Origin of the sequence: Rarobacter faecitabidus, from assembly GCF_006716265.1 — a bacterium.
GTDB lineage: Bacteria > Actinomycetota > Actinomycetes > Actinomycetales > Cellulomonadaceae > Rarobacter > Rarobacter faecitabidus.
The window spans coordinates 23,563-48,064 of the sequence record NZ_VFOS01000003.1; the positions used below are offsets into that span (position 1 = coordinate 23,563).

At 66.4% G+C, this 24,502-nt stretch carries 21 protein-coding genes and 1 tRNA gene; 8 read left to right on the top strand and 14 right to left on the bottom strand.

Annotation, left to right across the window (positions count from 1 at the left end; all coding sequences use genetic code 11):
- Positions 1 to 351: 351 nt before the first annotated feature.
- Positions 352 to 2,223 (top strand): glycosyl hydrolase family 18 protein, encoded by a 1,872-nt coding sequence (locus FB461_RS09290; RefSeq protein WP_211349887.1) that lies wholly within the window; start codon positions 352 to 354, stop codon positions 2,221 to 2,223.
- A gap of 307 nt (positions 2,224 to 2,530) precedes the next feature.
- On the opposite strand, the gene rplL is transcribed toward FB461_RS09290, so the two are convergent.
- The 8 genes from rplL to FB461_RS09335 form a co-directional block, all read right to left on the bottom strand.
- A complete protein-coding gene (gene rplL / locus FB461_RS09295) occupies positions 2,531 to 2,923 on the bottom strand; it encodes a 50S ribosomal protein L7/L12 (RefSeq protein WP_142121422.1) in 393 nt (130 codons plus the stop codon).
- A gap of 69 nt (positions 2,924 to 2,992) precedes the next feature.
- On the bottom strand, positions 2,993 to 3,520 hold the full coding sequence (gene rplJ / locus FB461_RS09300; protein ID WP_142121424.1) for a 50S ribosomal protein L10: 528 nt from the start codon (positions 3,518 to 3,520) through the stop codon (positions 2,993 to 2,995).
- Between the two features lie 318 nt (positions 3,521 to 3,838).
- Positions 3,839 to 6,013 (bottom strand): glycosyl hydrolase family 18 protein, encoded by a 2,175-nt coding sequence (locus FB461_RS12435; protein WP_211349888.1) that lies wholly within the window; start codon positions 6,011 to 6,013, stop codon positions 3,839 to 3,841.
- Positions 6,014 to 6,637: 624 nt separating this feature from the next.
- Positions 6,638 to 7,348 carry a 50S ribosomal protein L1 gene (rplA, locus tag FB461_RS09315; RefSeq protein WP_142121426.1) on the bottom strand — a complete coding sequence of 237 codons (711 nt, stop codon included), beginning with the start codon at positions 7,346 to 7,348 and terminating at the stop codon, positions 6,638 to 6,640.
- A 75-nt stretch (positions 7,349 to 7,423) separates the two neighbouring features.
- A complete protein-coding gene (gene rplK, locus FB461_RS09320) occupies positions 7,424 to 7,855 on the bottom strand; it encodes a 50S ribosomal protein L11 (RefSeq protein WP_142121428.1) in 432 nt (143 codons plus the stop codon).
- A gap of 85 nt (positions 7,856 to 7,940) precedes the next feature.
- Complete coding sequence (gene nusG, locus FB461_RS09325; protein WP_246046188.1) at positions 7,941 to 8,609, bottom strand: transcription termination/antitermination protein NusG; 669 nt, start codon at positions 8,607 to 8,609, stop codon at positions 7,941 to 7,943.
- A gap of 50 nt (positions 8,610 to 8,659) precedes the next feature.
- On the bottom strand, positions 8,660 to 8,953 hold the full coding sequence (secE, locus tag FB461_RS09330; protein ID WP_142121432.1) for a preprotein translocase subunit SecE: 294 nt from the start codon (positions 8,951 to 8,953) through the stop codon (positions 8,660 to 8,662).
- A gap of 108 nt (positions 8,954 to 9,061) precedes the next feature.
- Positions 9,062 to 9,134, bottom strand: a tRNA-Trp gene (locus FB461_RS09335).
- Positions 9,135 to 9,294: 160 nt separating this feature from the next.
- Between FB461_RS09335 and FB461_RS09340 the strand changes: the two genes are divergently transcribed.
- On the top strand, positions 9,295 to 10,539 hold the full coding sequence (locus FB461_RS09340) for a pyridoxal phosphate-dependent aminotransferase (protein WP_246046189.1): 1,245 nt from the start codon (positions 9,295 to 9,297) through the stop codon (positions 10,537 to 10,539).
- Positions 10,540 to 10,696: 157 nt separating this feature from the next.
- Here FB461_RS09340 and FB461_RS09345 read toward each other — a convergent pair whose 3' ends face one another.
- Complete coding sequence (locus FB461_RS09345) at positions 10,697 to 11,185, bottom strand: flavodoxin domain-containing protein (RefSeq protein WP_142121434.1); 489 nt, start codon at positions 11,183 to 11,185, stop codon at positions 10,697 to 10,699.
- Positions 11,186 to 11,291: 106 nt separating this feature from the next.
- Between FB461_RS09345 and FB461_RS09350 the strand changes: the two genes are divergently transcribed.
- Positions 11,292 to 12,326 (top strand): adenosine deaminase, encoded by a 1,035-nt coding sequence (locus FB461_RS09350; protein WP_142121436.1) that lies wholly within the window; start codon positions 11,292 to 11,294, stop codon positions 12,324 to 12,326.
- Here FB461_RS09350 and FB461_RS09355 read toward each other — a convergent pair.
- Positions 12,313 to 12,885: a hypothetical protein gene (locus FB461_RS09355; RefSeq protein WP_142121438.1), complete on the bottom strand. Its 573-nt coding sequence runs from the start codon at positions 12,883 to 12,885 to the stop codon at positions 12,313 to 12,315. The two genes, FB461_RS09350 and FB461_RS09355, sit on opposite strands and share 14 nt — an antisense overlap.
- Positions 12,886 to 12,984: 99 nt before the next feature.
- Between FB461_RS09355 and FB461_RS09360 the strand changes: the two genes are divergently transcribed.
- Entirely contained in the window at positions 12,985 to 13,896 is a 912-nt protein-coding gene (locus FB461_RS09360; protein ID WP_142121440.1) for an HhH-GPD family protein, read from the top strand.
- Here the strand turns inward: FB461_RS09360 and FB461_RS09365 are convergent.
- Positions 13,883 to 14,392, bottom strand: a complete 510-nt coding sequence (locus FB461_RS09365; protein WP_142121769.1) for an amino-acid N-acetyltransferase — start codon at positions 14,390 to 14,392, stop codon at positions 13,883 to 13,885. The two genes, FB461_RS09360 and FB461_RS09365, sit on opposite strands and share 14 nt — an antisense overlap.
- A gap of 113 nt (positions 14,393 to 14,505) precedes the next feature.
- Here FB461_RS09365 and FB461_RS09370 point away from each other — a divergent pair, with 113 nt between their 5' ends.
- The 3 genes from FB461_RS09370 to FB461_RS09380 all read left to right on the top strand — a co-directional run bounded on the left by FB461_RS09370 (position 14,506) and on the right by FB461_RS09380 (position 19,399).
- Positions 14,506 to 14,970, top strand: a complete 465-nt coding sequence (locus FB461_RS09370) for a tRNA (cytidine(34)-2'-O)-methyltransferase (protein ID WP_142121771.1) — start codon at positions 14,506 to 14,508, stop codon at positions 14,968 to 14,970.
- Positions 14,971 to 15,109: 139 nt separating this feature from the next.
- The gene (locus tag FB461_RS09375) at positions 15,110 to 15,550 is read left to right on the top strand and encodes an Lrp/AsnC family transcriptional regulator (protein WP_142121442.1); all 441 of its coding nucleotides are present in this window, start codon (positions 15,110 to 15,112) and stop codon (positions 15,548 to 15,550) included.
- A 306-nt stretch (positions 15,551 to 15,856) separates the two neighbouring features.
- On the top strand, positions 15,857 to 19,399 hold the full coding sequence (locus FB461_RS09380; RefSeq protein ID WP_142121444.1) for a M14 family metallopeptidase: 3,543 nt from the start codon (positions 15,857 to 15,859) through the stop codon (positions 19,397 to 19,399).
- 213 nt (positions 19,400 to 19,612) lie between these two features.
- Here the strand turns inward: FB461_RS09380 and FB461_RS09385 are convergent, their stop codons facing one another.
- Positions 19,613 to 20,191, bottom strand: a complete 579-nt coding sequence (locus FB461_RS09385; RefSeq protein ID WP_142121446.1) for an isochorismatase family protein — start codon at positions 20,189 to 20,191, stop codon at positions 19,613 to 19,615.
- 78 nt (positions 20,192 to 20,269) lie between these two features.
- Between FB461_RS09385 and FB461_RS09390 the strand changes: the two genes are divergently transcribed.
- Positions 20,270 to 21,463 (top strand): glycerate kinase family protein, encoded by a 1,194-nt coding sequence (locus FB461_RS09390; RefSeq protein ID WP_142121448.1) that lies wholly within the window; start codon positions 20,270 to 20,272, stop codon positions 21,461 to 21,463.
- A gap of 45 nt (positions 21,464 to 21,508) precedes the next feature.
- Here the strand turns inward: FB461_RS09390 and FB461_RS09395 are convergent, their stop codons facing one another.
- Both FB461_RS09395 and FB461_RS09400 read right to left on the bottom strand, forming a co-directional pair.
- Complete coding sequence (locus tag FB461_RS09395; protein ID WP_170222690.1) at positions 21,509 to 23,707, bottom strand: acyltransferase family protein; 2,199 nt, start codon at positions 23,705 to 23,707, stop codon at positions 21,509 to 21,511.
- Positions 23,708 to 23,729: 22 nt separating this feature from the next.
- Positions 23,730 to 24,392 carry an IMPACT family protein gene (locus tag FB461_RS09400; RefSeq protein ID WP_246046190.1) on the bottom strand — a complete coding sequence of 221 codons (663 nt, stop codon included), beginning with the start codon at positions 24,390 to 24,392 and terminating at the stop codon, positions 23,730 to 23,732.
- Positions 24,393 to 24,502: the final 110 nt, after the last annotated feature.

The following is a 24,502-nucleotide window of genomic DNA, read 5'->3' on the forward strand; positions in this document are numbered from 1 at the left end:
GCCCGTCGGCGCGGCGGCGACGCTGCGTGTCGGCGCTGCCAGCCGGCGCGGCCTGTCGGTGCGGCCTGTCGGTGCGGCGTCGACGCTGCGTGTCGGCGCTGCCAGCCGGCGCGGCCTGTCGGTGCGGCCTGTCGGTGCGGCCTGTCGGTGCGGCCTTTTTCCTTTTTTCGGCCCCCGCGCGTTGTTGCTGGTCACCGCCGCCCTGACGGGGTCATCGAACCGGTTTGGCAGTGCCACATCGGGTCCATTTTGCCGGTTTTGCGGTGGCGGGCGGCCGTATTTCGTGCCAACCTGGTTTTGTCCATCCTCTAAACTAATTGCGGCGCAAGGGCGCGCCGCGGAAGGATCGAGATGAAGATCAAGCAATCTCGCGGCGCCTGGCGCACCGCGATAGGAGCACTCGGGGCCGCGGCCGTCGGCCTCACGACCGTCCTACTCGCCACCGCAAGCCCCGCGGTTCCCGACGTGCCAGCCGGGGATTCAGCCATCAACGGGTACCGCAACGTCGGCTACTTTGCGCAGTGGGGCGTATACGGCCGCGACTTCCACGTGAAGAACCTGGACACCTCAGGCGCGGCATCGCAGCTGACGCACATCAACTATTCGTTCGCGAATATCGACCACAACACGAACAAGTGCTTCATCGCCAACAAGGCCGCGCAGGAGGGCTTCCCCGAGGGCTCGGGAGACGCCTACGCCGACTACGGCAAGACCTACACCGCCGCGAACTCCGTCTCCGGCGAGGCGGACAAATGGGATCAGCCGCTCGCAGGTAGCTTCAATCAGCTCAAGCAACTCAAGGCCAAGTACCCGCACATTAAGGTCATGATCTCGATCGGCGGTTGGACATACTCCAAGTACTTCTCGCAGGCAGCCAAGACCGATGCCTCGCGCAAGGCGCTGGTGTCGTCCTGCATCGATCTTTATCTCAAGGGCAACGTACCGGTGATCGATGGATTCGGCGGGCCGGGCACGGCCGCGGGCATCTTCGACGGCATCGACATCGACTGGGAATGGCCCGGATCGCCAAACGGGCAGGCCAACAACCTGGTCGACCCGGTGAACGACAGAGGTAACTTCAAACTGCTCCTCAAGGAATTCCGGGCGCAGTTGAATGCACTGCAATCACAGACCGGAAAGCACTACCTCCTGTCCGGCTTCCTACCCGCCAACCAGGTCGACATCGATGCCGGTGGCTGGAACGACCCCGAACTGTTCAACTACTTCGATTTCGGCAACATCCAGGGGTATGACCTGTGGGGCGCATGGGATCTGACCAAGACCGGGCACCAGGCCAACCTCTACGACGATCCGGCAGATACGCGCACCGCCGACAAGCGCTTCAGCGTTGACAAAGCCGTGAAGCTGTACACGTCGAAGGGGATCAACCCCGCAAAGCTGGGCATCGGGCTCGCAGCATATGGACGAGGCTGGACCAACGTATCGACGAACACTCCGTGGGCATCGGGCAACCTGCGCGCAGCAACCGGCACGTACGAGGCCGGCAATGACGACTACTGGCGTATCAAGAACGTGGGGACCGGATACTACGACCCGGTGGCCGGTGCCGCATGGCGCTACGACGGCTCCACCTGGTGGTCCTACGACAACCCGCAGAGCATTCAGGCCAAGGCCGATTACATCGTCGCGAAGGGACTGGGCGGTGGAATGTGGTGGGAACTCTCCGGTGACCGCAACAACGAGCTGATCTCGACGCTCAATGCCAAACTCGTAGCCGCGCCGCAGGGGCCGGTCGATGCGAACAACCCGACGGACCCCACGGACCCCACAGACCCGACGGACCCCACCGATCCCACAGACCCGACGGATCCCACTGACCCCACAGACCCCACGGATCCGAACGACCCTGGCACCTACCCGGCATGGAACGCATCAACCGTCTACAACGGCGGTGACCGCGTGGTCCATAACGGCGTGGTCTACCAGGCGGGCTGGTGGACGCAGGGCGAGACGCCCGGCACCACCGGAGAATGGGGCGTCTGGCGCGTCGTGCCCGGCGGCGGCACCACGGATCCAGGCAACCCCGGCAACCCCGGGGGCCCGGGCGATCCCGGCACGACGTATCCGGCGTGGAGCAGTAGTGCGGTCTATGTCGGCGGCGACGTCGTGACGCACAACGGCGTCAACTACCGCGCTGCCTGGTGGACGCAGGGCGAGACTCCCGGCACCACCGGAGAATGGGGCGTCTGGCGCGTCGTGTAACACGTCTCTATCCCAGGTCGCCGGATGCCGATGACCGACATAGAGCAGTGGTGGCCCGAACGTCGGTGCGAGCACACGTCAGGGTTACCGAGTACCGGATATACATGGTGTCACACAGCCCTATCCGGTGTCGGCGCGCAGGTCCCGAATGGCCCGGTCAGCACCGGCTAGACCACGGATTCGGGATGCAACGGCGAAGATACGCACCCCGAACAATGCGGACAGAAAAGCGAAGGCCCGCCACCCCAGACAGGGGCGGCGGGCCTTCGTTCGAGGTATTGCTACCTGATGCCCTTGCGGGCGGGAATCACTTGACCGTGACCGTGGCGCCAGCGGCCTCGAGGGCCTCCTTGGCCTTGGTCGCAGCTTCCTTGTTGACGCCCTCGAGCAGCGGCTTGGGGGCACCGTCAACGAGCTCCTTGGCCTCCTTGAGACCGAGGGACGTGAGCGCGCGCACCTCCTTGATGACGCCGATCTTCTTGTCGCCAGCGGCCTCGAGAATGACGTCGAACTCGTCCTTCTCTTCCTCGGCGGCGGCGTCGCCACCGGCAGCGCCGGGGGCAGCAGCAACGGCAACGGCGGCCGGAGCGGCAGCGGTGACGTCGAACTCGTCTTCGAAGGCCTTCACGAAGTCAGAAAGCTCGATGAGGGTCAGTTCCTTGAAAGCCGCAATGAGCTCTTCAGTGCTCAGCTTCGCCATTTTTGGCGTTCCTTCCTAATAGGTCTGCGTGAAGCAGGGTTGGGGTGATGCTGCAATCCAGAAAGCGGATCAGGCAGCTTCGGTCGACGCCTGCTTCTCGCGCAGCGCCTCGATGGTACGAACAGCCTTGGACGCCGGTGCGGTGAACAGGTAGGCAGCCTGGAACAGCTTGCCCTTCATCGCGCCTGCGGCCTTGGCCAGCAGAACCTCGCGGGACTCGAGGTCCGCGAGCTTTTCGATCTCAGCGGCGGAAACCGGACGTCCGTCGAGGACACCCGCCTTCACAACGAGCTGAGGGTTCGCCTTGGCGAAGTCACGCAGGCCCTTGGCCGCCTCGACCGGGTCACCGGTCACGAAGGCGATTGCGGACGGCCCGTTCAGTTCGGCGTCGAATCCTTCGATGCCGACTTCCTTGGCCGCAATAGTTGCGAGCGTGTTCTTCACCACGGCGTAGGATGCGTTACCGCGAAGCGACCGGCGCAGCTCCTGGAGCTGGGACACGGTCAGGCCGCGGTACTCGGTCAGCACGGCGGCCGAGGACTGCTGGAAGCTTTCCACCAGTTCGGCTACAGCGGCTGCCTTGTCTGGCCTCGCCATGGCATTCCTTCCGATGATGCAAGTCGCCGTTGCCTCACATGCAAAAAGCCCCGCGCAGGGCGGGGCTCACACGAGCGGAAGGCTCGCACAAATCTCGTCACCTGCGCTGGCCTCCGCTGTGCGGGACTTCGGTAGTTCGCGTCCGTCTTCGGCAGAATCCGGGCACGACCAACGACCTGCGGTCTTGGGTTACCAGGTAAATGTACGCCAGCCCGCGCCCGTCGCGCAAGTCCGCATCCAGGCGGCGGGGAACTCGTCCGCAAACCACGGCGGAAGGCGGGGAGGGCCGCGCCGCGCATGCGTCTGCCCTCCCCTTTGTCAACTCACCCGTACCGATCGAATGACCGCGACCGCGCCCGTCGTCGCCGCGGTGCCTTTGACGACGACGCGGTACTTGACCACGCCGCGCCTGGATTCGCGCGGGAATCTCACGCGGAGATCGCGCTCCTGGAAGCGGCGCTTCGGGTCGCCTGCGGCGGCACTGACGACCGTCTTTATCGTCTTCCACGCGCCCTTGCCAGCCTTGCGCTGAATCGCGATCGTCGCCTCGGCGCCCGCCCATTTGATCGTGACGGCGCGGGCGCTCGCCCGCTTACCGCGCTTGACTCTCGCACTGATCTTGGCAGATCGGACGATAGCGGTCGCCTCCTTGGCGATGCGCACCGTGAGGGGCGCGGACGAGCCTTCCGCGTAAGTCACGGAGCCGTTTCTCGTCGCGGGCGAGACGATCCGAACTCGGTAGGCGCCGCCAGGAATCAGCGACTTCGCACCAGCAGTGGTCCCGATCGCGGCGAGGACGTCGAGTTGCACGTTCGTCGCGCCGGCCGAGGACTCGCCCTCGACTACCTGCGAGGCCACCCAGGCGCTACCGCGCTGGACATACACCCGGGCCGTCCGATTCGCGCCCGTGATCGAGGCCCGGACGTAAGCCTGCTCGTCCGATGACCGCGCCGATACCTGCGTGGTCGAGAGCGTCACCGTGGTCGGTTTGGCGGCCGGATCGGCCGACGCACCGCCGCCACCCGGCTGATTCCCCCCGCCCGAGGTGTCGCCTCCGGTTCCGCCGCCGGTGTCGCCGCCGGTGTCGCTCCCACCGGAGCCGGGCGGATTCGGGTTGACGGCGCAGACACCCACTCGCTTCCACGGCTGCCCGCTGCCCAGGTTCTGCGGCGGCACGTCCCCCTGTGTCCACCAGAGGGCCTCGTAGACATCGCCGGCATAAACAACCCGGTCACCACCGAGGTAGACCGCGGTCGCGCTCCAGGCCGCGATTCCATCGCAACCGTTTCCCGGCCCGGGATCGGTGGGCGTGCCCGGGTCCGTGGGTGTCCCGGGGTCCGTGGGCGTGCCCGGGTCCGTGGGTGTCCCGGGGTCCGTGGGCGTGCCCGGGTCCGTGGGCGTGCCCGGGTCCGTGGGCGTTCCGGGGTCCGGCGTCCCCGACCCCGAACCTAGGCGACCACCCACCGTCGCCGCGAGTGCGTAACTGTTTGTCGCGTCCCAGTTGATCGACCATGTCATCGCGCCGCCGATCTTTCCGTAGGCGCGCGGCGGCACGTAACTGCCGCAATCGGTGCGCGTCTCAAGGCAGTTGATCGCCTTGACCACCGTTGCGGCGGACACGTATCCCCCGCTCGCCGCAGATTGCACCGCGGGTACACCGATACCGACCTGATCAGGGCGGATGCCCATGTCCTCGATCTCCTTCGCGGCGAGCGCGGCAAGGAAGTCGGCGGTCCCTTGTGCGTATACCCGGCCGTCCTGGCCCAACATGCCACCGGAATTGTAGAACTGCATGTTGGTGACCGTCAGAATGTCCTTGATTGCCACCGTGAGCTTGAAGTATTCGAAACTGGATGCCTGATAGTCGATTGTCTGCGGCGCCATCGCTATGACGAAGCCGTTGCCGAAGTAGTTCCGCAGGTCGCGTAGCGCCGGGGCGAGATACGCCGCGCTGATGCCGTGCTCCAGATCGATGTCGATGCCGTCGAAGCCATAGTCCTCGATCAGCGCCTTGGCAGTCGCGGTGAAGTTCGCCTGCTGCGCCTGATTGGAGATCGATACGTGCGCCTTTTCACCCCCCACGGAGATGATGACCTTCTGGCCCCGCGCCTGGAGGGTCTTGATATCGGCGCGGAACTGCGCCTCGTTGTAGTAGGAACCGAAATCGGCCTGCTCGAATGTGAAGCCGATTCCACCGTCGACGCCGGCCTTGGATTCCGCGAAAGCGACGGCGATGAGGTTGTAGGCGCGCGGCACCTGCGTGAGTTTGAGCAGCGTGGAGCCGTTGTTGAAGTTGTGCCAGTATCCGGTCAGCCATTGCGCGGACGAGGCCTCCGCCACTCCCACTGCGCGCTGCGCCGAGGCAGGGCGTGAAGCGGCGGACGCGGCCGGGTTGGTCGAGGCGATGGCGACCGGCGCGACAAGGGTCAACGACGACAGCACCGTCACTGTCGCCAAGAGAGCACGCCGCACTGCACTGTGCGATTGGTTCATGCGGTGAACTTACCATTGAGTCCGGAGTCCCGCTCGCCGACTGAACGCGATCCTGCTCACGCGTTCAAGTCTTATTCTTTGTGCTTTTTCCGGGGAATCGCAGAGGGAAGGTCCGATTGCCGAGACTCGCGAAGGGCACGTGGAAGGTAACGGTGACCTAGGTCGGCAGCGCCACTGTCACCACGGCGAAAGCCACCACCACGTTACGCGTCGCGCGATAGCACCCGCTACGGACTGCCTCTCGACCCGAGCACTCGTCGCGAAGCCTCCGCGCGGGGGCGCGAAGGGCGCGGCAGGGCGATAGGCGTGCGGGGGCGCGAAGGGCGTGAGGCGATAGTCGTGCGAGGGGCGCGAAGGGCGCGGCAGGGCGTGAGGGGATAGTCGCGCGAGGACAGCCGCGCGAGGCGTGCCAAGAAGCTCCGTGGGGTGCGAAGCCCCGCGGAGTGCGAGGCCCAGCCCCCCGGGTGTGCGCATCCGCGCGGGCCGGGCATCAATCTCAGCCGCGTCCCCGATCCGGCGGACACGGATTTCGCGCAGCGCCGCGCTGTGGGACATGAGATGAGGGCCGGACACCGCAAGGTGTCCGGCCCTCATCTCAGCGACTAACTGGATTCGCGAGTCAGATCAGTCCTCTTCGAGGAGCTTCGTGGTCTTCGACGAATCGAGCGGGATGCCAGGGCCATTGGTGGTGGAAAGCGTCGCCTTCAGCACGTAGCGTCCTTTGGAGGACGACGGCTTCAGACGGAGGACTTCCTCAACCGCGGCGGCGTAGTTCTCGACGAGCTGCTGCTCGCTGAACGACGCCTTGCCGATGATGAAGTGCAGGTTCGAGTGCTTGTCCGAACGGAACTCGATCTTTCCGCCCTTGATGTCGGACACTGCCTTCGCGACGTCGAGCGTCACGGTTCCCGTCTTGGGGTTCGGCATCAGGCCACGAGGACCAAGCACCTTACCGAGCCGGCCGACCTTGCCCATGAGGTCAGGGGTGGCGACGGCCGCATCGAAGTCGGTGTAACCGCCTGCGACCTTGGTGATCAGGTCATCGCCGCCGACCTCGTCCGCGCCTGCAGCGAGGGCCTGCTCGGCCTTCTCACCGTTGGCGAAGACGATGACCCGTGCGGTCTTTCCGGTGCCGTGCGGCAGGTTGACGGTGCCACGCACCATCTGGTCCGCCTTGCGGGGGTCAATGCCCAGGCGGAAGACGACCTCCACGGTCGAGTCGAACTTCGTCGCGACGGTGTCCTTCGCCAGGCGCACAGCCTGCAGCGGCGAGTACAGAGCGTCACGGTCGATCTTCTCAGCGGCGGCCCGGTAGGCCTTTGAACGCGTTGCCATCTGCTTTTCTCCTTAGCAGTCGTGGTGTGGGTCCGCGCGACCCTGCCACAGTTTCAGTTTGCGGGTGTCTCAGGCTCAGCCTTCGACGGTGATGCCCATCGAGCGTGCGGTGCCAGCGATGATCTTCGACGCGGCGTCGAGATCGTTGGCGTTCAGGTCAGGGAGCTTCGTCGTGGCGATCTCACGAACCTGGTCGGCGGTCAGCTTCGCAACCTTGACGGTGTGCGGGGTGGCCGAGCCCTTGTCGACTCCGGCGGCCTTCTTGATGAGCTCAGCGGCCGGCGGGGTCTTGGTGATGAAGGTGAACGAGCGGTCCTCGTACACGGTGATCTCGACCGGGATGACGTTGCCACGCTGGGATTCCGTCGCGGCGTTGTACGCCTTGCAGAACTCCATGATGTTGACGCCGTGCTGACCCAGCGCCGGACCGATCGGCGGAGCGGGAGTGGCCGCGCCAGCCTGGATCTGGAGCTTGATAAGGCCGGAGACCTTCTTCTTGGGAGGCATAGTGCTTCCTCACTTCTTTCTCTGTAGTGGACCGACGCCGTGGGCGATGACCCGGTTGCATGAAGCGTTCAACCGCTCCCAGGAATCAGATCTTGGTGACCTGGTTGAACGACAACTCGACCGGGGTTTCCCGGCCGAAGATTGAGACGAGGACCTTGAGCTTCTGCCCCTCGGCGTTGATCTCGGAGATCGTCGCGGCGAGGTTCTCGAAAGGACCGTCGATAACGGTAACGGATTCGCCGACCTCGAAGTCGACCTGAATCTGCGGAGCCGAGGACGAGTCCTTGCCCTTGTCGGCGGCCACGGGCTGGTCCGCGAGTAGCGAGGGGGCGAGCATCGAGTAGACCTCGTCCTGCGAGAGCGGAACCGGCTGGTGCGTGTTGCCGACGAAGCCGGTCACTCCAGGCGTGTGACGAACGGCACGCCACGACTCGTCGGTCAGATCCATGCGGACCAGAACGTAACCGGGGATCCGCACGCGCTTGACGGTCTTCTTCTGCGCGTTCTTGATCTCGACGACTTCTTCCATCGGCACCTCTACCTGGAAGATGTAGTCCTCCATGTTGAGGGACTGCACGCGAGTCGCGAGGTTCGTCTTAACGCGGTTCTCGTAGCCTGCGTAAGAGTGGATCACATACCAGTCGCCCGGTGCCGAACGCAGTTCGTCGCGGAGTGCCTGTGCGGGGTCGACAACGTCACCGCCGACTTCCTCATTCGGGTCGGGGGCGGACTGGTCGAGCGACTGCTCAGACACGGGCAACCTGCTTTCTTAGGCTATGGATGAGGAGCGGCCAGGCCGGTCGATCAGCCGAATACGGCGCCAGCGGCCTTACCCAGGCCGAAGTCGAGCGCGACGATGAAGAGCATCACGACGGCTACGAACACGATCACGACGATCGAGTAGTTGATCAACTGCGGTCGCGTCGGCACGACCACGAGCTTCAACTCTGCGATCACCTGGCGGACAAAGAGGGCGATCCGACCGAAGAAGCCACGCTTCTTCTCGGTCTTCTTTCCGCCTTTGTTCGCGGCTGCATTGTTCTTGCCGCCCTCGACGGCACCATTGGCACCGGAGTCGGCCGAGGCAGTCTCGCTCACAATTCTTCCTTGTCTTCGCTGGTTCTGGTCGATTCGGTCAGCGGACCGGCCGCTGGCCACGTGCCACCTGCTCGCGCCGTACTACCCACGCGAGATGCATACACGTTGCAGGGCAGACAGGACTCGAACCTGCAACCTGCGGTTTTGGAGACCGCTGCGCTACCAATTGCGCCACTGCCCTTCGTGGACCCTATCGACGCCGTCCGTAGGCGTGCAGAAGTACAAGGGGAAAATCCCACGACGCACTACTGTACGCGAAATTGCCGCACGGGTCTAACCGTTGCCGCAAAGACGCCAACGCTTTGACCGTCCCCGGGCGCGATATCTGAGAACATAGATGTGTGAGCACCGAATCTTCGCCCGTGTCCTCGTCCGCCGCGCAACCGATTCGCCGAATCTCCAAGCGCATCGCTGCAATCGCCCCCTCCGCGACGCTTGCCGTGGACGCGCGAGCCAAGGAACTGAAGGCCCAGGGACAGCCGGTGATCGGATTCGGCGCCGGCGAGCCGGACTTCCCCACGCCCGGCTACATCGTCGAAGCCGCCATCGAAGCCGCGAGGAACCCGGCAAGCCACCGCTACTCCCCCGCCGCGGGCCTGCCCGCGCTCCGCGAGGCGATCGCCACCCGAGCACTCTCGGACGCCGGCGTGCGTACAAGCGCGTCGAACGTCGTGGTGACCAACGGCGGGAAGCAAGCTGTCTACGAGGCGTTCGCCACGATCCTCGACCCCGGCGACGAACTCATCCTGCCCGCCCCTTACTGGACTACCTATCCCGAAGCGGTCCGCCTCGCCGGCGGCGTGCCGGTCGAGGTGTTCGCCGGCGCGGACCAGGATTACAAGGTCACGGTCGAGCAGCTCGAGGCCGCACGGACGCCCCGCACCAAGGCCCTGCTGCTGTGTAGCCCGTCGAACCCCACCGGCTCGGTCTACACGCCGGACGAGTTGCGGGCGATCGGCGAGTGGGCCCTGGCGCATGGCATCTGGGTCGTCAGCGATGAGATCTACCAGCACCTCACCTACGACGGCGTGACGGCGAAGTCGATCCTCTCCCTGGTTCCCGATCTGGCCGAGCAGACCATCATCGTGAACGGCGTCGCCAAGACGTACGCCATGACCGGCTGGCGCGTGGGGTGGCTCATTGGACCAAGCGATGTGGTCAAGGCCGCGACCAACCTGCAGTCGCACCTCAGTTCCAACGTCGCCAACGTCTCGCAGTATGCGGCACTCGCCGCGCTGACGGGCGACCTCTCGGCGGTCGAGGAGATGAAGGTCGCGTTCGATCGGCGCCGCCGCACGATGATCGGCATGCTGAACGACATCGAGGGCGTACGCACGCCCATGCCCCAGGGTGCGTTCTACGCCTACCCGGACGTGCGCGGCGTGCTGGGCAAGACTATTCGCGGCGTCACCCCGCAGACCTCAGCCGAATTGGCCACGCTCATCCTGGACGAGGCCCAGGTCGCGGTCGTGCCAGGTGAAGCGTTCGGCCCCAGTGGCTACCTGCGCCTGAGTTACGCGCTCGGGGACGCCGACCTGGTCGAGGGCGTCACCCGCATCCAGCGACTGCTCGCCGAAGCCGAGTAGGTACGACTGCAGCTCTCACTCGCCCACCATTGCCACTACGCCCTGCCTCGCCCAAGCAATGCGGTGCGCTCGGGCGTGTCAGCGGCCGAGGTGCCAGCGGCCGGCATGCCAGCGGCCGGCGTTCCGTCAACCGCAAAGCGCTACCGGGCGAGCAGGGCTACTGATTGAGCGCCTCGGCGATCGACCGCCCCCAGGCCCGGATGGCGTCGAAGTCCCGCTGATCGCCGTCCTTGCCGCGGGCGGCCGCGATCACGGCGCGCTCCGCGATGTTGAGGTTCGTCAGATCCAGCGCGCCATGGAAGTGCCGGTGCTCGCGAACCCGCTGACTCGATTCGCGCAGTGCCCGGGCGCCGGCGGAATTCGTGTCCTTGCTGGGGGTATCACTCAGGCCCGAGGAGAACAGCCACAGGGGTGCGGCGGAGGACTCGTCCGCAATCCGCTCAAGCAGAACGCGCGCATCCGATAGCCACTGCCCCATGTAGACCGCGGAACCGATCACGGCAGCGTCGTACCCGGCTAGATCCGTCACGTCGGCGGCATCGCGGACATCAACGTCCGCCCCGGAACTGCCCAGTTCCTCGGCGATCGCCTGCGCGATCTCGCGCGTCGAACCGTGCTTGCTCGCAACCGCTACGAGAACCTTCATAGCGCTCCTCCCCTAGTCGATTTGTCTGACTTCTATCCAATCGGCTCATTTGCCGTCCCGGGTGGGCCGTTGGTCCGCGCTCGGCCAGAAATGACACACTGGACAGGTGACGGGTGCTAAGCAGCGAGACTTGAACAAGCTTCCCAAAGCGCACCTCCACCTGCACTTCACCGGCTCGATGGACCAGCGCACGCTGCGGGACATGGCGCAGGTTCACGGCATGCGCCTGCCCTCCGCACTGCTGTCGGCCGAGCCCCTGCGGGTGCCCGCCGATCAGCGCGGCTGGTTCCGGTTCCAGCGCCTCTACGACGCTGCCCGCGCCTGCGTTCGCGGCGAGGCGGACATGCGGCGGATAGTCGACGAGGCAGTTGCCGCCGACGCCGCCGACGGATCCGGCCGCTTAGAGCTCCAGATAGACCCGACCTCGTACGCGACCCGGGTGGGCGGCATCACCCCCGCGCTTGAGATTGTGGTGGACGAGGCCCGCGCCGCCTCCGCACGGCACCGCATCGACGTTGGCCTTGTCGTCGCCGCCTCGCGCATCCGCCACCCGCTCGACGCGCGCACGCTGGCTCGGCTCGCCGCCAGGCACGCGGATGACGGGCCGGGCGGCGTGGTGGCATTCGGGCTATCCAACGACGAGCACGCCGGCCGGACGCCGGAATTCGCCCCGGCCTTCCGCATTGCCGCGAGCGCCGGTCTAGCACTCGTGCCGCACGGCGGTGAACTGCGCGGCCCCGAGCACGTGCGGGAGGTGCTGGCGAATCTGACTCCCACGCGCATCGGTCACGGGGTACGGCTCGCCGAGGACACCGGCCTGCTCGATGAGGTCGTGCGGCGGGGCATCGCCCTCGAGGTCTGCCCCACCTCCAACGTGTCACTCGGCGTCTACCCCGGAATTGCCGACGTGCCGGTGCGCGAGTTGTTCGATCGCGGCGCGCGAATTGCGCTGGGCGCGGACGATCCGCTGCTGTTCGCGTCACGGCTGAGCGATCAGTATCGGGCCCTGCGAGATGTCGGCTGGCGCGATGCGGAGTTGGCCGAGCTGGCCCGGTCCTCCATACGAGCATCGCTGGCTGGCGAGCGGGTGAAGGTCTCGCTGCTGGCGGGCGTGGACCAGTGGCTCGCTACTGAAGCGTGAAGATGAAGCCCTCGGACTTCGCCTTGCCCAGTTGAACCTGGGCTCGATAGGTTCCGGCCCGCAGCTTGCCCTTGACCTTCTCGCAGCCGGGGGCGGAGCGGGTCATCTTCCAGGTGATCGTCTGACTGTCCTTCGAGCCCTCAGACATCAGCAGATCGCGAGCGGCATCGTCCGCGCAATCTCCCGAAGACCAGATCGCGTCGTTTCCCGAGCGGATGGTTAGCACGCGGCTCGCGTCAGAGCCGTTCACGAGGCAGGGAGATTTCGACTTCGACGAGATCCCCACGGCGAAGTCGACTTCACCCCCCAGCGAGTAGGTCGCGTTCGCAGCCGAGACAGAGAGCTCGATATCATCGGCAGCGCACTCGGCTGGCGCACCCGGGGTCTGCTCGCCGCTCTGGCTCGGGCTGGCGGCCTGACGGGACGGGGCGGCCTCATCGCCAGAGCCCCGAATGGCGGTCACGATCGCCGAAATACCCCAGATGATCAGGACGAGCAGCGCAATCACTATGACCAGCGCGACAGCACGGCGGCGGCGATAAACAGGGTCGTTCTGCATTCCTCGCCTCCTAGATCGGAAGGAACTGCCCAGTACCTCAACGGTATTGTCCAGTCGTCAGAGGCGTCGAGGCGGCGCGCCGATGTGCACAATGGTGGGATGCCCGCGATCGACCCTACCCTGTTGCACCGCGAACTCGACGATTGGTTCGCCCGTGAGGGCCGCGACCTGCCGTGGCGGCGGCCCGACTGCTCGCCGTGGGGCGTGCTGGTGAGCGAGATCATGCTGCAGCAGACGCCGGTCGCCCGCGTGCTACCGCGCTGGATCGATTGGCTGATCCGCTGGCCCACGCCCGCCGACCTGGCCAACGCGCCGACCGACGAAGTGCTACGCGCATGGGATCGGCTCGGCTACCCGCGCCGGGCCCTGCGCCTCGCCGAATGCGCCCGCGCGATCGTCGACCAGCACGGCGGGATGGTGCCGCGGGACGAGGACGCCCTGCGATCCCTGCCAGGCATCGGCGAGTACACGGCCGCCGCGGTCGTGGCATTCGCCTTCGGCGGCAGGTCCACGGTGCTGGACACGAACGTGCGCCGCGTCCTGGCCCGCGGAGTCGGCGGCGAGGCGCTGCCCCGCCCACACCTGACTACCGCCGAGCGACAGCGCGCGGGAGCGCTCGTCCCCGAGGACCCCGCAGCGGCGGCACGATGGGCCGCGGCAACCATGGAACTGGGAGCGCTGGTGTGCACCGCCCGCAACCCCGCATGCGATCGCTGCCCTATCGCCGGCCAGTGCGCCTGGCTCGCGGCCGGCAAGCCGGCGGACGCGCACGCAGTGGTCAGGCGCACCCAGGCGTGGCACGGGACGGATCGGCAGGTCCGCGGGCAGATCATGCGGGAACTGCGCGCGGCGGATCGAGTGGGTCGATCGCGCCTCCTGAGCGCGACGACCGCGGGGTCGGCGCAGTTCGACAGGGCGCTTGAGTCACTCGTCCACGATGGCCTCGCCGTGGAATGGGCGAGCCCGGACGACGAACCGCAGTACTCGCTGCCCGCGGCTAGAACTCGATGAGCATGCGCGAATTGCCGAGCGTGTTGGGCTTCACGCGGGCGAGGTCGAGGAATTCCGCCACGCCGTCGTCGTGCGACCGCAGGAGCTCCTGATACACGTCGCGGTCCACAGGAGTCCCCGTGATCTCGCGGAACCCCTGCCGCTTGAAGAATTCGACCTCGAACGTGAGGCAGAAGACGCGCGTCAGGGTGAGTTCGCGTGCCCGCTCGAGCAGAGTCTGGACGAGGCGCCGCCCGATCCCGTGCCCCTTGCGATCCGGGTTCACCGCGAGCGTGCGGATCTCCGCGAGGTCGCGCCACATCACGTGCAGGGCGCCACAGCCAACGACCTCGCCGGTGACCGCATCCTGCGCCACGACGAACTCCTGAACTGCCTCGTAGTAGCCCACAAGTTCCTTGGGAAGGAGGATGCGCTGGGCGGCGTAGCCGTGCACGAGGGCGTCGATCTCGGGGACATCGCGCGGTAGGGCGGCCCGGATGAGGACTGCGTCCTCCATCTGCGGCGCGGCATTGGTCTCGCCCGTCGGCTCCGGCTCGGGTCGGCCGATAACCCGGAGCCGCGGTGTGCCTGTCACTCATCCAGAGTAGCGACAATGGTGTAGTGAGCCAACTGCCCCGCATCGCGTTCTACGAGCCACGCATCCCGCAGAACACGGGAAACGCCATCCGCCTGTCTGCCGTCACCGGCGCGGCCCTCGATCTCATCGAACCGCTGGGATTCGACCTGTCCGAGCCCAAACTCAAACGGGCCGGACTCGACTACCACGACCTCGCCTCGGTAACCGTCTACCCGGATCTCGATGCGCTGCTCGACGCGTTTCCCCGCGCCAGAGTGCTGGCCTTCACCACGCGCGCCTCGACGCGCTACACCGACATCCACTACGAGCCCGGGGACATCCTGCTGTTCGGGCCCGAACCCACGGGACTGCCGCCCGAGGTACTGGCGCACGAACGGATCACCGCCGAGGTGCGGATCCCCATGCTGGCAGGGCGACGGTCCCTCAATCTGACGTCGAGCGCCTCCATCGCGATCTACGAGGCGTGGCGGCAGTCCGATTTCGCATCCGGAGCGTGATCGGGACTCCTCTCGGTCGCCCTCAAGGCTTGCGCGCCAAACCGGTTAGCGGAACTCTCGGGTGCTCGGTGGGCCGCCCGCGCCTACCACTTGCGCGAGAAAGTGCACCAACGCGCTCCCGGGCTTGTACCTTTGTCCCATGTCCGAATTCGACGCCATTGACTCGCAGATCATCGACCTGCTCCGCACGGATGGTCGCGCCTCGTTCACCTTCATCGGCGAAGCCGTCGGACTTTCATCCACCGCGGTCAAGCGACGCGTAGACCAGTTGGTGGAGTGCGGCATCATCGAGGGCTTCACCGTCCAGACCAGCCGGAACCTCGACGCTGACTACATCCATGCGTTCCTCGAGGTGTTCTGCCACGGCACCGTCAGTCCCGAGCGACTGCTGACCACGCTCGATGACATCCATGAAGTGAAATGGGCCTGCACCATCACCGGAAAGGCCGATGCGCTCGTGCTCGTCGTGGCCCCGACCGTGGCGGCCCTTGAGGTGGCGATCGAGCGCGTACGCGAGGCCGAGCACGTGCACAACACCATCACCTCGATCCGGCTAACCCAGATTCTCGACCGGGCGTAGCACGCCCTCTCGGCGCTGACGAGAGCGCGACCGGCGGTAACTCTTCGCGGGTTCATTGAGGTCCCCTCGCCGGCTCGCCGGGCGGACTGACGGCGTCCCATGAGAAATGTTGGACGGTTAGACCAACGGTTAACGCGCCTGTAACGCGCTCGAAGCCCGCGTGAATTTCTGATGCATAGACTCGAAAAATGCGCGAGATTATCTAGCCGCTGGGTGTCAGGGATTGATTAAATCCCGTCAAGGCCACTCGCAACGCAAGAAAACGACACTCGCGCACCGCTTACCCGAGCACTGGAGTGTGTGTTGATGACACGAAAACTATCTAAGAGCCTCACCGTAGGTGGGCTCACGGCCGCGTTGCTCGCAGCCACGTTCACCGTCGCCCCGGCGATCACCGCGGTAGCCGTCCCGACCGTTGAGCCATCAACGGTCCTGCCCACGAGCTTCCCGTACCAGCCCGAGCTTCCCGAGCCCGCGGTCAACTCCAGCGATCAGTCGATCGGCCGTGGCGCCCTGCCCTACGACAAGATCGCTCCGATGCTGAACGACTGGATGGACCAGAGCGACATCATCTCGTCGCAGGTCGTGACACGTTCCACCCAGGGCCGCGACATCTATCTGGTCACCATCACCGCCCCCGAGACCACGGCCGAGACGGCCCAGCAGGTCAAGTGGCGCGACGAGGTCAAGTACGACGCCGCCAAAGCGGCCACCGACACGGCTCTCCTCGCCGGCTACAAGCGCCCCGTGTGGTTCAACGGAAACATCCACGGCAACGAGTGGGAGGGCACCGACATTACGATGGGCTACATCGAGTGGCTCCTCGAGAACGAGCAGACCGCCCAAGTGCAGGAACTCATCAGCGACTACCGCCTCTACTTCACGGTCGTGAACAACCCCGATGGCCGCGTCAACGCGACCCGCGCCACCGCACTGGGTCTCGACCCCAACCGCGACTTCGTCACGAACGTCACCCCCGAGACCTCGGTGATTCGCGACCTCACGGCACAGATCCAGCCCATCTTCTTCTCGGACTACCACGGCTACACCAATGTGCTCCAGGTCGAGCCCACCGGCCCGCCCCACGGCGAGAACTACGACTACGACCTCTTCATCCCGCACGCATACGCCGCGGCGCTGGAGATCGAACAGGCCGTCGTGGACGCGACCATCGAGGGCAATACCTACATGGACAAGACGACGGGCGCCATCTCGACCACCAAGACGGCGAACTCCGGCATCAAGATCCCCTACCGCGACACCCCGTCCGGCTGGGATGACTGGCCGCCGATCTTCACCGCTCAGTACGTCGCCTTCCAGGGCGCCATCTCCTACACCGTCGAGCTCCCGCTCGGACGCGTGAACAACAACCCCACCGAGAGCGCTCGGCGCACCAAGGTCAACACCGAGGTCGGCCTCACGGCCGTGACCGCCACCATGGATTACATCACGGAGAACGACGAGGACATCCTCGCCAACCAGATCGAGATCTTCCGGCGCGGTGCCGCGGGCGAACCGCGCAAGACGATTCCCGAGAACCTCAACCCGGCCGACTACCCCGGCCCGACCCAGTGGATCGAGGAGTGGGGCGACACCGACGCCCTCGGGCACGACGAAGAAACCTCGCCGAAGTTCCCCCGTGCCTACATGATCCCCGCCGGTGACGGTCAGCAGTCCGATTCGGATGCCGCGCACCTCGTCGACTTCCTGATCAGTCATGGAGTGCTGGTCCGCAAACTAACGGCACCAGCGACGATAGAGGGCACGCTGTATCCAGCGGGCAGTTACTACGTCGACATGCACCAGCCACTGCGCGGTATGGCGAACGCCCTGCTGGCCGCCGGTAGCGACATCTCGTCGTGGATCCCGTCGATGTACGACATCTCGGCGTGGAGCCAGGGCTTCCTGTGGGGCGCTACGACGACCGCCGTCGGCGAGACGACCGACACGGACTTCCCGGTCTCCTCGGTGCCCGTGGTCGTCGCCGATCCAACCGGCAGCCTCCCGGCCGAGGCCAGCGGCTACCTGAAGTTCACGCTCGATGGCGTGGATGACTTCCGTGGCCTGAACGCCCTGCTCAGCGATGGCATCTCCGCCTCCCTCGTCGGCACCAACACGGTCGTGTTCGGTGGCGCCAAGGCAACGCCGGCGAAGATCGACTCGCTCATCGACACTTACGGCCTCGCCGTGGAACAGGCCGATGGGACCGAGCTCTCCGGCTCGGAGGTCAAGCCGCTCGAGAAGCTGACGATCGGGTTCGTCGGCTCGACCGATGACCGTCTCTCGCTGTACGAGCTCGGTTTCGCTCCGGAACAGTTGGTCACGCTGTCTGCCGCCGGGATTCAGTCAGACCCCGCGATCCTGGACGATATCGACGTCCTCTGGGTCGGCAGCGCACTGACGATCAACTCCGGCACGCAGCCAGCGGCCTACGCCGCGCTGCAGGACTACGTGGATTCAGGGCGGGGTGCCGTTGCCAAGGGTACGGCTGGTGCGACGTTCGCGACCACGTGGTACGACGCCGGAATCACCACGATCTCGGGCAATGGTTCCGGTAACGGCATCGTCAAGCTCGAGACCGCGGCCACCGGCCTGCTCGCCGAGCTTGGCACCGAGTACGGCTTCGTCTACCCGGCTTACTCGTTCGCCGTCGCGGCGGGGACCTCGGGTGTCGTCGAGCAGACCTACGCTTCCGAGAACCCGCTCATCTCGGGCCACTGGCGATCGACCACCGGCACCAACGGCCCGGAGACTGCGGCAGGACGGGCATCCGTGGTCTCGTCCACAGTCAGTTCGGGCGCCAAGGCCCTGGTCTTCGGCACCTCGGTGACGTTCCGCGTCCACCCCCGCGGCCACTTCAGCGAGGTAGCAACCGGCCTGTACTGGGCGGCGACGGCGGCGACGTCAGGCGTTCTCGCGGCCCCCGCAGCCACGACGACCACGCTCTCCCTGGGCACCAATTCGGCCGCCTACGGTGACGCGGTCTCGGCCACGGTCAAGGTTGCGGGTAGCTCGTCGAGTCGCGCCGGTAGCGTCAAGATCCTGTCCGGATCGAACGTGATCGCCACCGCAGCCGTCAACTCGTTCGGTAATGCGACCTTCAAGCTGCCGTCGACCATCGCGGTCGGGGACTACGCCCTCACGGCGAAGTACTCCCCGGCGGCAGGCGCAGCACTGGTCGGTTCCGAGAGTGCTGCAGCGGATCTGACCATCACCCCGGCTATCTCGACTGTGGCGCTGTCCCTGTCGAGCGGATCGTTCCAGTCGGGTACCAAGTCGCCGATCACTGCTACAGCGACGATCGGCTACTCGACCGGTTCGGCTCCCGTTGCCGGCGTGGTCAAGCTGGTCAGCGGCGCGACCGTGATCGCCTCGGCCCCGGCCGGTTCCACCGTGACGATCCCGGTTCCGGCAAGCTTGGCAGCGGGAAGCTACTCCCTGGTGGCGCAGTACGTGCCGGCCAGCGAGTCGGTTACCGGTTCGTCCTCGGCGGCCGTGCCCCTCGGGGTCACTGCGGCTCCGGGTACGCCGAAGCCGCCGGTCACGACGGCCAAGGCGAAGACCACGACCAAGGTCAAGCTCGCTAAGAAGAAGCTCAAGCGAGGCAAGAAGGTCAAGGTCAAGGTCACCCTCACGGCCCCTGCCGGCAAGGCGATCTCGGGCAAGGTCCGGATCACCCTTAACGGCAAGGTCATCAAGACCGTCTCCGTCGCCAAGAAGGTCACGACTGTGACCATCAAGGTCGGCAAGAAGGTCAAGAAGGGCACAGCGAAGGTTCGTGCGAACTACCTCGGCACCACCACGCTCAAGGCGTCGAAGTCGAAGGTTGCGAAGCTCAAGCTGAGCTAGCCTCGGCAGGGCTCTGCCCCGATGAGCGCTCGGGAGGGTCCCGGATCGGAAACGGTCCGGGACCCTCCCGCGTTCTTGCCGCACGCCGGAGAGACAGCGCTGACGCGAGAGGGGCGCAGTCGCACGCCGGAGAGACAGCGCTGGCGCGAGATGCGCGCAGTCACACGCCGGCGAGGCGGCCCTGGCGCGAGATGCGCGCAGTCGCACGCCGGGCTAGACCAGTCGCGCGCCGCCCTCCCGCATCGCCCGCAGCGCGGCAGCGGTGGAGTCGGCCGCCACGCCTGCGGTCAATCCGACGATGACGTTAGTGTCGAATCCGGCCTCGACGGCGTCAAGTACGGTTGCCCGAACGCAGTGATCGGTGGCGATCCCCACGATGTCGAGGTCGGTCACTCCTGCTGCGCGCAGCAGGTCCGTTAGCCCTTGTCCCGAGGAATCGTCCAGACCGGTGCGCCCCTCGAATCCGGAGTATGCCGCCCGGTATTGGCCTTTACGCACGCCGAGGACGGGACCGGGCGCAGCCGCCAGTGCCGAGACGATCTCGGGGTGCAGTTCGGCTCCCGACGTGCCGGCCGCGCAGTGAACGGGCCAGGTGTCGACGTAGTCCGGCTGCTGCGACCAGTGCGCCCCGGGGTCGATGTGCCAGTCCTGGGTGGTGACGATCAGGTCGTATCGGTTCGCGGCCACGTGCGCGGCGATTGCGCCAGCCACGTTCAGCCCGCCCTCGACGCCGAGGGAACCGCCCTCCACGAAGTCGTTCTGGACATCCACGATGATCAGTGCGCGTGCCATGGTTCTGCGCCCTTCCGGCGGCGGTGGGATGCCTCAACTCTACCGGTGGACCCAGCGGGATACAGGCGACAATGGAGCATGGCCATCCCATCGTTGCGGGTCGTGATCGCCCCGGATTCGTTCAAGGGAACGATCGGCGCGCGCGCCGCCGCGGAGGCGATCGCCGCGGGCTGGCGTTTGGTCCGCCCGGGGGACGACCTGCAGATCCTGCCGCAGGCCGACGGCGGCGAGGGCTCGCTCGATGCGCTGGCGGCGGCTGTCGATGGGGCACGCTTGATTGGCGAGGCACGTAGCGCGCTCGACGGCCCCGGGGTCGGGCAGTGGCTCGAACTGCCGGACGGCGTGGCGGTCGTCGAGCTCGCGGCCTGTTGCGGGCTCGGCCTGTACCCGCGCCCCGCCCCGCTCACCGCCTCGACCGCGCCGCTGGGGCAGACCATCGCGGCGGCCCTCGATTCGGGCGCCCGGCGCGTCGTAGTGGCGCTCGGCGGATCCGCCTCAACCGACGGCGGGGTCGGCGCGCTCAGCGCCTTGGGTGCCCGGTTTGTGGACGAGGCATCCGTCCCGATCCCCTCAGGTGGTGCCGGCCTGCGGTCGCTCGCGAGCATTGACGTGACCGGACTGCGACCCGTGCCCGCAGGTGGAGTGCTGCTACTGACCGATGTCCGCAACCCCCTCCTGGGATCCCGCGGGGCAGCGAACGTGTTCGCACCGCAAAAGGGCGCCTCATCGCGCGAAGTGCGCGAACTCGAAGACGGCATGACGCGGCTCGCCACAGTCGTGCGCGCGGCCGCCGTGGCGGCGGACGATGTGGCCGTCCGTCCGGGATCGGGCGCTGCCGGCGGGGCGGGCTTTGGCCTCATGGCACTGTGGGGCGCCCGATCTGTTCCCGGTGCCGGTCAAATCGCCGCGCTGACGGGCCTCCGCGATATCCTCGCGAACCACGATGCGAATCTCGTCATTACCGGCGAGGGCCGAGTGGATCCGACCAGTTTCGAGGGCAAGGTGGTCGGCACCACCGTAGAACTGACCCGCGAAGCCGCAACGCCGGGCTCCGGCTGCCACGTCGCGATCATCGCGGGCCAGATCGATCGTCGCGCTCTTGCTGCACCGTCGGCGAACGTGTCCACCGGTGGCATCGAAGTGCTCTCGCTGACGGAATTGTCCGGCAGCGCGGATAGCGCCATGTCCGATGCCAGGCATTGGCTCGCCGTCGCCGGGCGACGGCTTGCAGAACGGTACGGCAAGCCGAAGAGGCCGTCAGATCAACGGTAGGCGACGATCGCCAGCCGGCCACCTGGCCCACCGTCAATCTTCGGACTACGAGGCGAGCGCGCTGTCCATCGCTCGTTCTATTCGCGGCGTCAGCGACACCGCAAAAGTGTCGGTCAGGTGCGAGTCGTCGGTGTAGACGAGGACATTTCCCACGACGGCTTTGCAGATCGTGTCAGTGCAGAATGCATCGGTGAAGTCCGCCACGGTCGCGTCCGGTGCGGCCTGCGCCGCATCCGCGAGAAGATCGAGACCGACCAGGGCTTGCTTCCGTGAGGTCGCGCACACGTCGGGATTGTCGTAGTTCGCGGCCACGCAATCGACCGCGTCCTGGTCCTGCTCCGGCGCGTCCGCGATCACCAGGACCTTCGAACCCGCATCGCGCAACTGGTTCCAGTAGTCGGCGAAACCGCTCGCACCGGGAACGCCCGTGGCGCCGTGCTCGATGAAGTGAGCATTGGCGTTGAACGCCCAGGTGGTGATGACCAGGTCGGGCGGATCCGCGAGCAGTGCCTTCATCGTGACGCTGTTCGGCGCGGTGCAGACGGTCTCGTTGCGTACTTCCCGATCGCGGGGAATCGGATTGAAGGGGCACGAGTTGTGCAGGTACGTGGTCAGCAGGAATCCGTCCCGCTCCGCCAGTTGGGCCAACGCGGTCGAGTACATGCGGGCGTGCGAGTCTCCCACGAGCGCCACGGTCAACGCGGCGTCCGGATCGCCCGCCGTGCAGGACGGGGTCACCTTGCCGCGGGCACCCGCGACGCAGTCTTCCGCGCTGAAGGCGATGTTCCGGTCCTTCCGCGCGACCAGTGGGCTCGGCGTGATAGCGGCGATATGGCCCGTGAACGTCGGGACCTTCCCGTCGCCCGCCGCCTGCGCACCGAGCGGCGACCGCGCGGCGGCATAGGACGCGAGCTCCGCCCAGTCCCCCGTCGCGCGGCCGCCGATATAGGGGTATGCGACAGCGAGGCCGGCCACGAGCACCATGCCTGTCAGGCCGAATCCGAGGGAACGTCCGGTCGAACGCGTCAGGAACGCGGAGCGGCGCACAGGCTGCTCGATGAAGCGATAACTGAGGTGAGCCAGTACCAGCGAGACGACGAGCATCGCCGCGACATCCAGATACCCGATCCTCCCGGGGAAGATCAGCGGCCACAGGACGATCACCGGGAAGTGCCAGAGATACAGGGAATAGGAGCGGTCACCCACCCATTGCGCCGGTCGCAGCCGCGCGCCGAAACTCCAAGGATCGAAGCGCGCGAGGGGTGACTCGTCCTCCTTCGACGTGCCCGCCCAGATCACGGCAGCGCTGCCGAGCACCACCGGCAACGCGGCCAGCCCGGGGAACGGCGTGTCGCCGTCGAGGACGAACGCGGACGCAAGGATCGCCGCCAGGCCGAGGTAGGCGAGCACATAGCGCGCTGGACGAGGAAGGCCGCGGGTTCCGATGACCGCGAGCAAACCGCCCAGGCCGAGCTCCCAGATACGGGTCGTCGTAATGAAGTACCCGTCGGCGCGGCCGTCCCGCACCGCCCAGATCGAGTAGGCAAGCGAGGCAAGGACGATGAGCCCGAAGATCGCCATCAGCCCCATGCGGAACGCCGATGCCGAGAACGCGCCGTCGCCGCGCGATCGATGCGGGCCCGGACGCCCGCCAGCAACTTTCACCGCGACAAGCAGGGCCAACGCCACGGCGAACGGCCAGAAGACGTAGAACTGTTCCTCGACGGACAGCGACCAGAAGTGCTGGAAGGCCGTCGCGGCGTTGTCGGACGCCGAATAGTCCACCGCGTCGCCCGCCAGCACCCAGTTCTGCACGTAGAAGGTCGAGGCGAGCGCCTGCCGTCGCAGATCCTCCAGCGCCGTGGCGGGTGAGATGAACGCGGTCACGCCAATTGTCACGGCGATGGTGACGAGGCTCGCGGGCAGAATGCGCCGCGCCCGCGCCGCCCAGAATGCGCCGAGTCTCACTCGGCCCGTTGCGGCGGCCTCGCGGACCAGATGACTCGTGATGAGGAAGCCGGAGATGACGAAGAACACGTCAACGCCGATGAATCCACCGGAGATTCGCTCTGGACGCAAGTGATAGATGACGACCAGCAGCACCGCGATTGCGCGAAGTGCCTGAATATCCGCGCGAAAGTGCCTTCGCGACTTCGCTGGCTCGCCCGCCGAGCCGGCCTGAGCCCGCGCCTTCGCTGGCGCTGGCGCACCGGTCCGGACACGCGCCTGGTTTGGGATTGTCACAGGCCCGCCTTGAAGAATCGAATCACGCGGCCGTCTCAACCACAGCCAGCGCACCAAGCGCGAGCGTGCCCGCGCCACTGGTCACTGTAGCAACCTGAGCCTCCAGCGCACGCAGTGAATCCGGCGAAATCGCCATTCGGGCGATGGCGGTCTGGCCATACTCCACTCCCAGGAACGTGCCGCCATTGCGGTCCAGCCACAATCGCAACTGATTCTCGACCCTCCCGAGTTCGGTGATGGGCACGGCAAGGTCCGTGGTCTGCTGCCAGGATCGGGTCACCCTTGGGGCGAGGTCGAGGCATTCACCTACGGCCGCGTTGTAGGCGCGGACCAGGCCGCCAGCACCGAGCAGGGTGCCGCCGAAGTAGCGCACGACTACGGCTATGACATCTGTGAGGCCGCGCTGGCGCAGAACCTCAAGCATGGGCAAACCCGCGGTGCCCGCAGGTTCCCCGTCGTCGTTGGATCGCTGCTGGTCGCCGTGCGGACCGATGACGAGGGCCGAACAGTGGTGGCGGGCATCCCAGTACTGCTTGCGAAGGCCGCCGAGATAGCGCTCGGCGTCGGGAAGGGAATCAACGCGCCTGATGTGCGCGATGAACCTCGATCGCTTGATCTCGATTTCGTGAATCGTCTCCCCCGAAATGCTCTGGCGCAGGGGCCTCGACTGATCCGCGCTACTCACTCAGGCATTGTTGCATCATGCGTCGCCCCGGCGCCTGTCCGGTTCCACGGGACTTCCTGCCGCAAAAGGGCGGGGCCGGAATCCGTTGATTCCAGCCCCGCCCCCGAGCG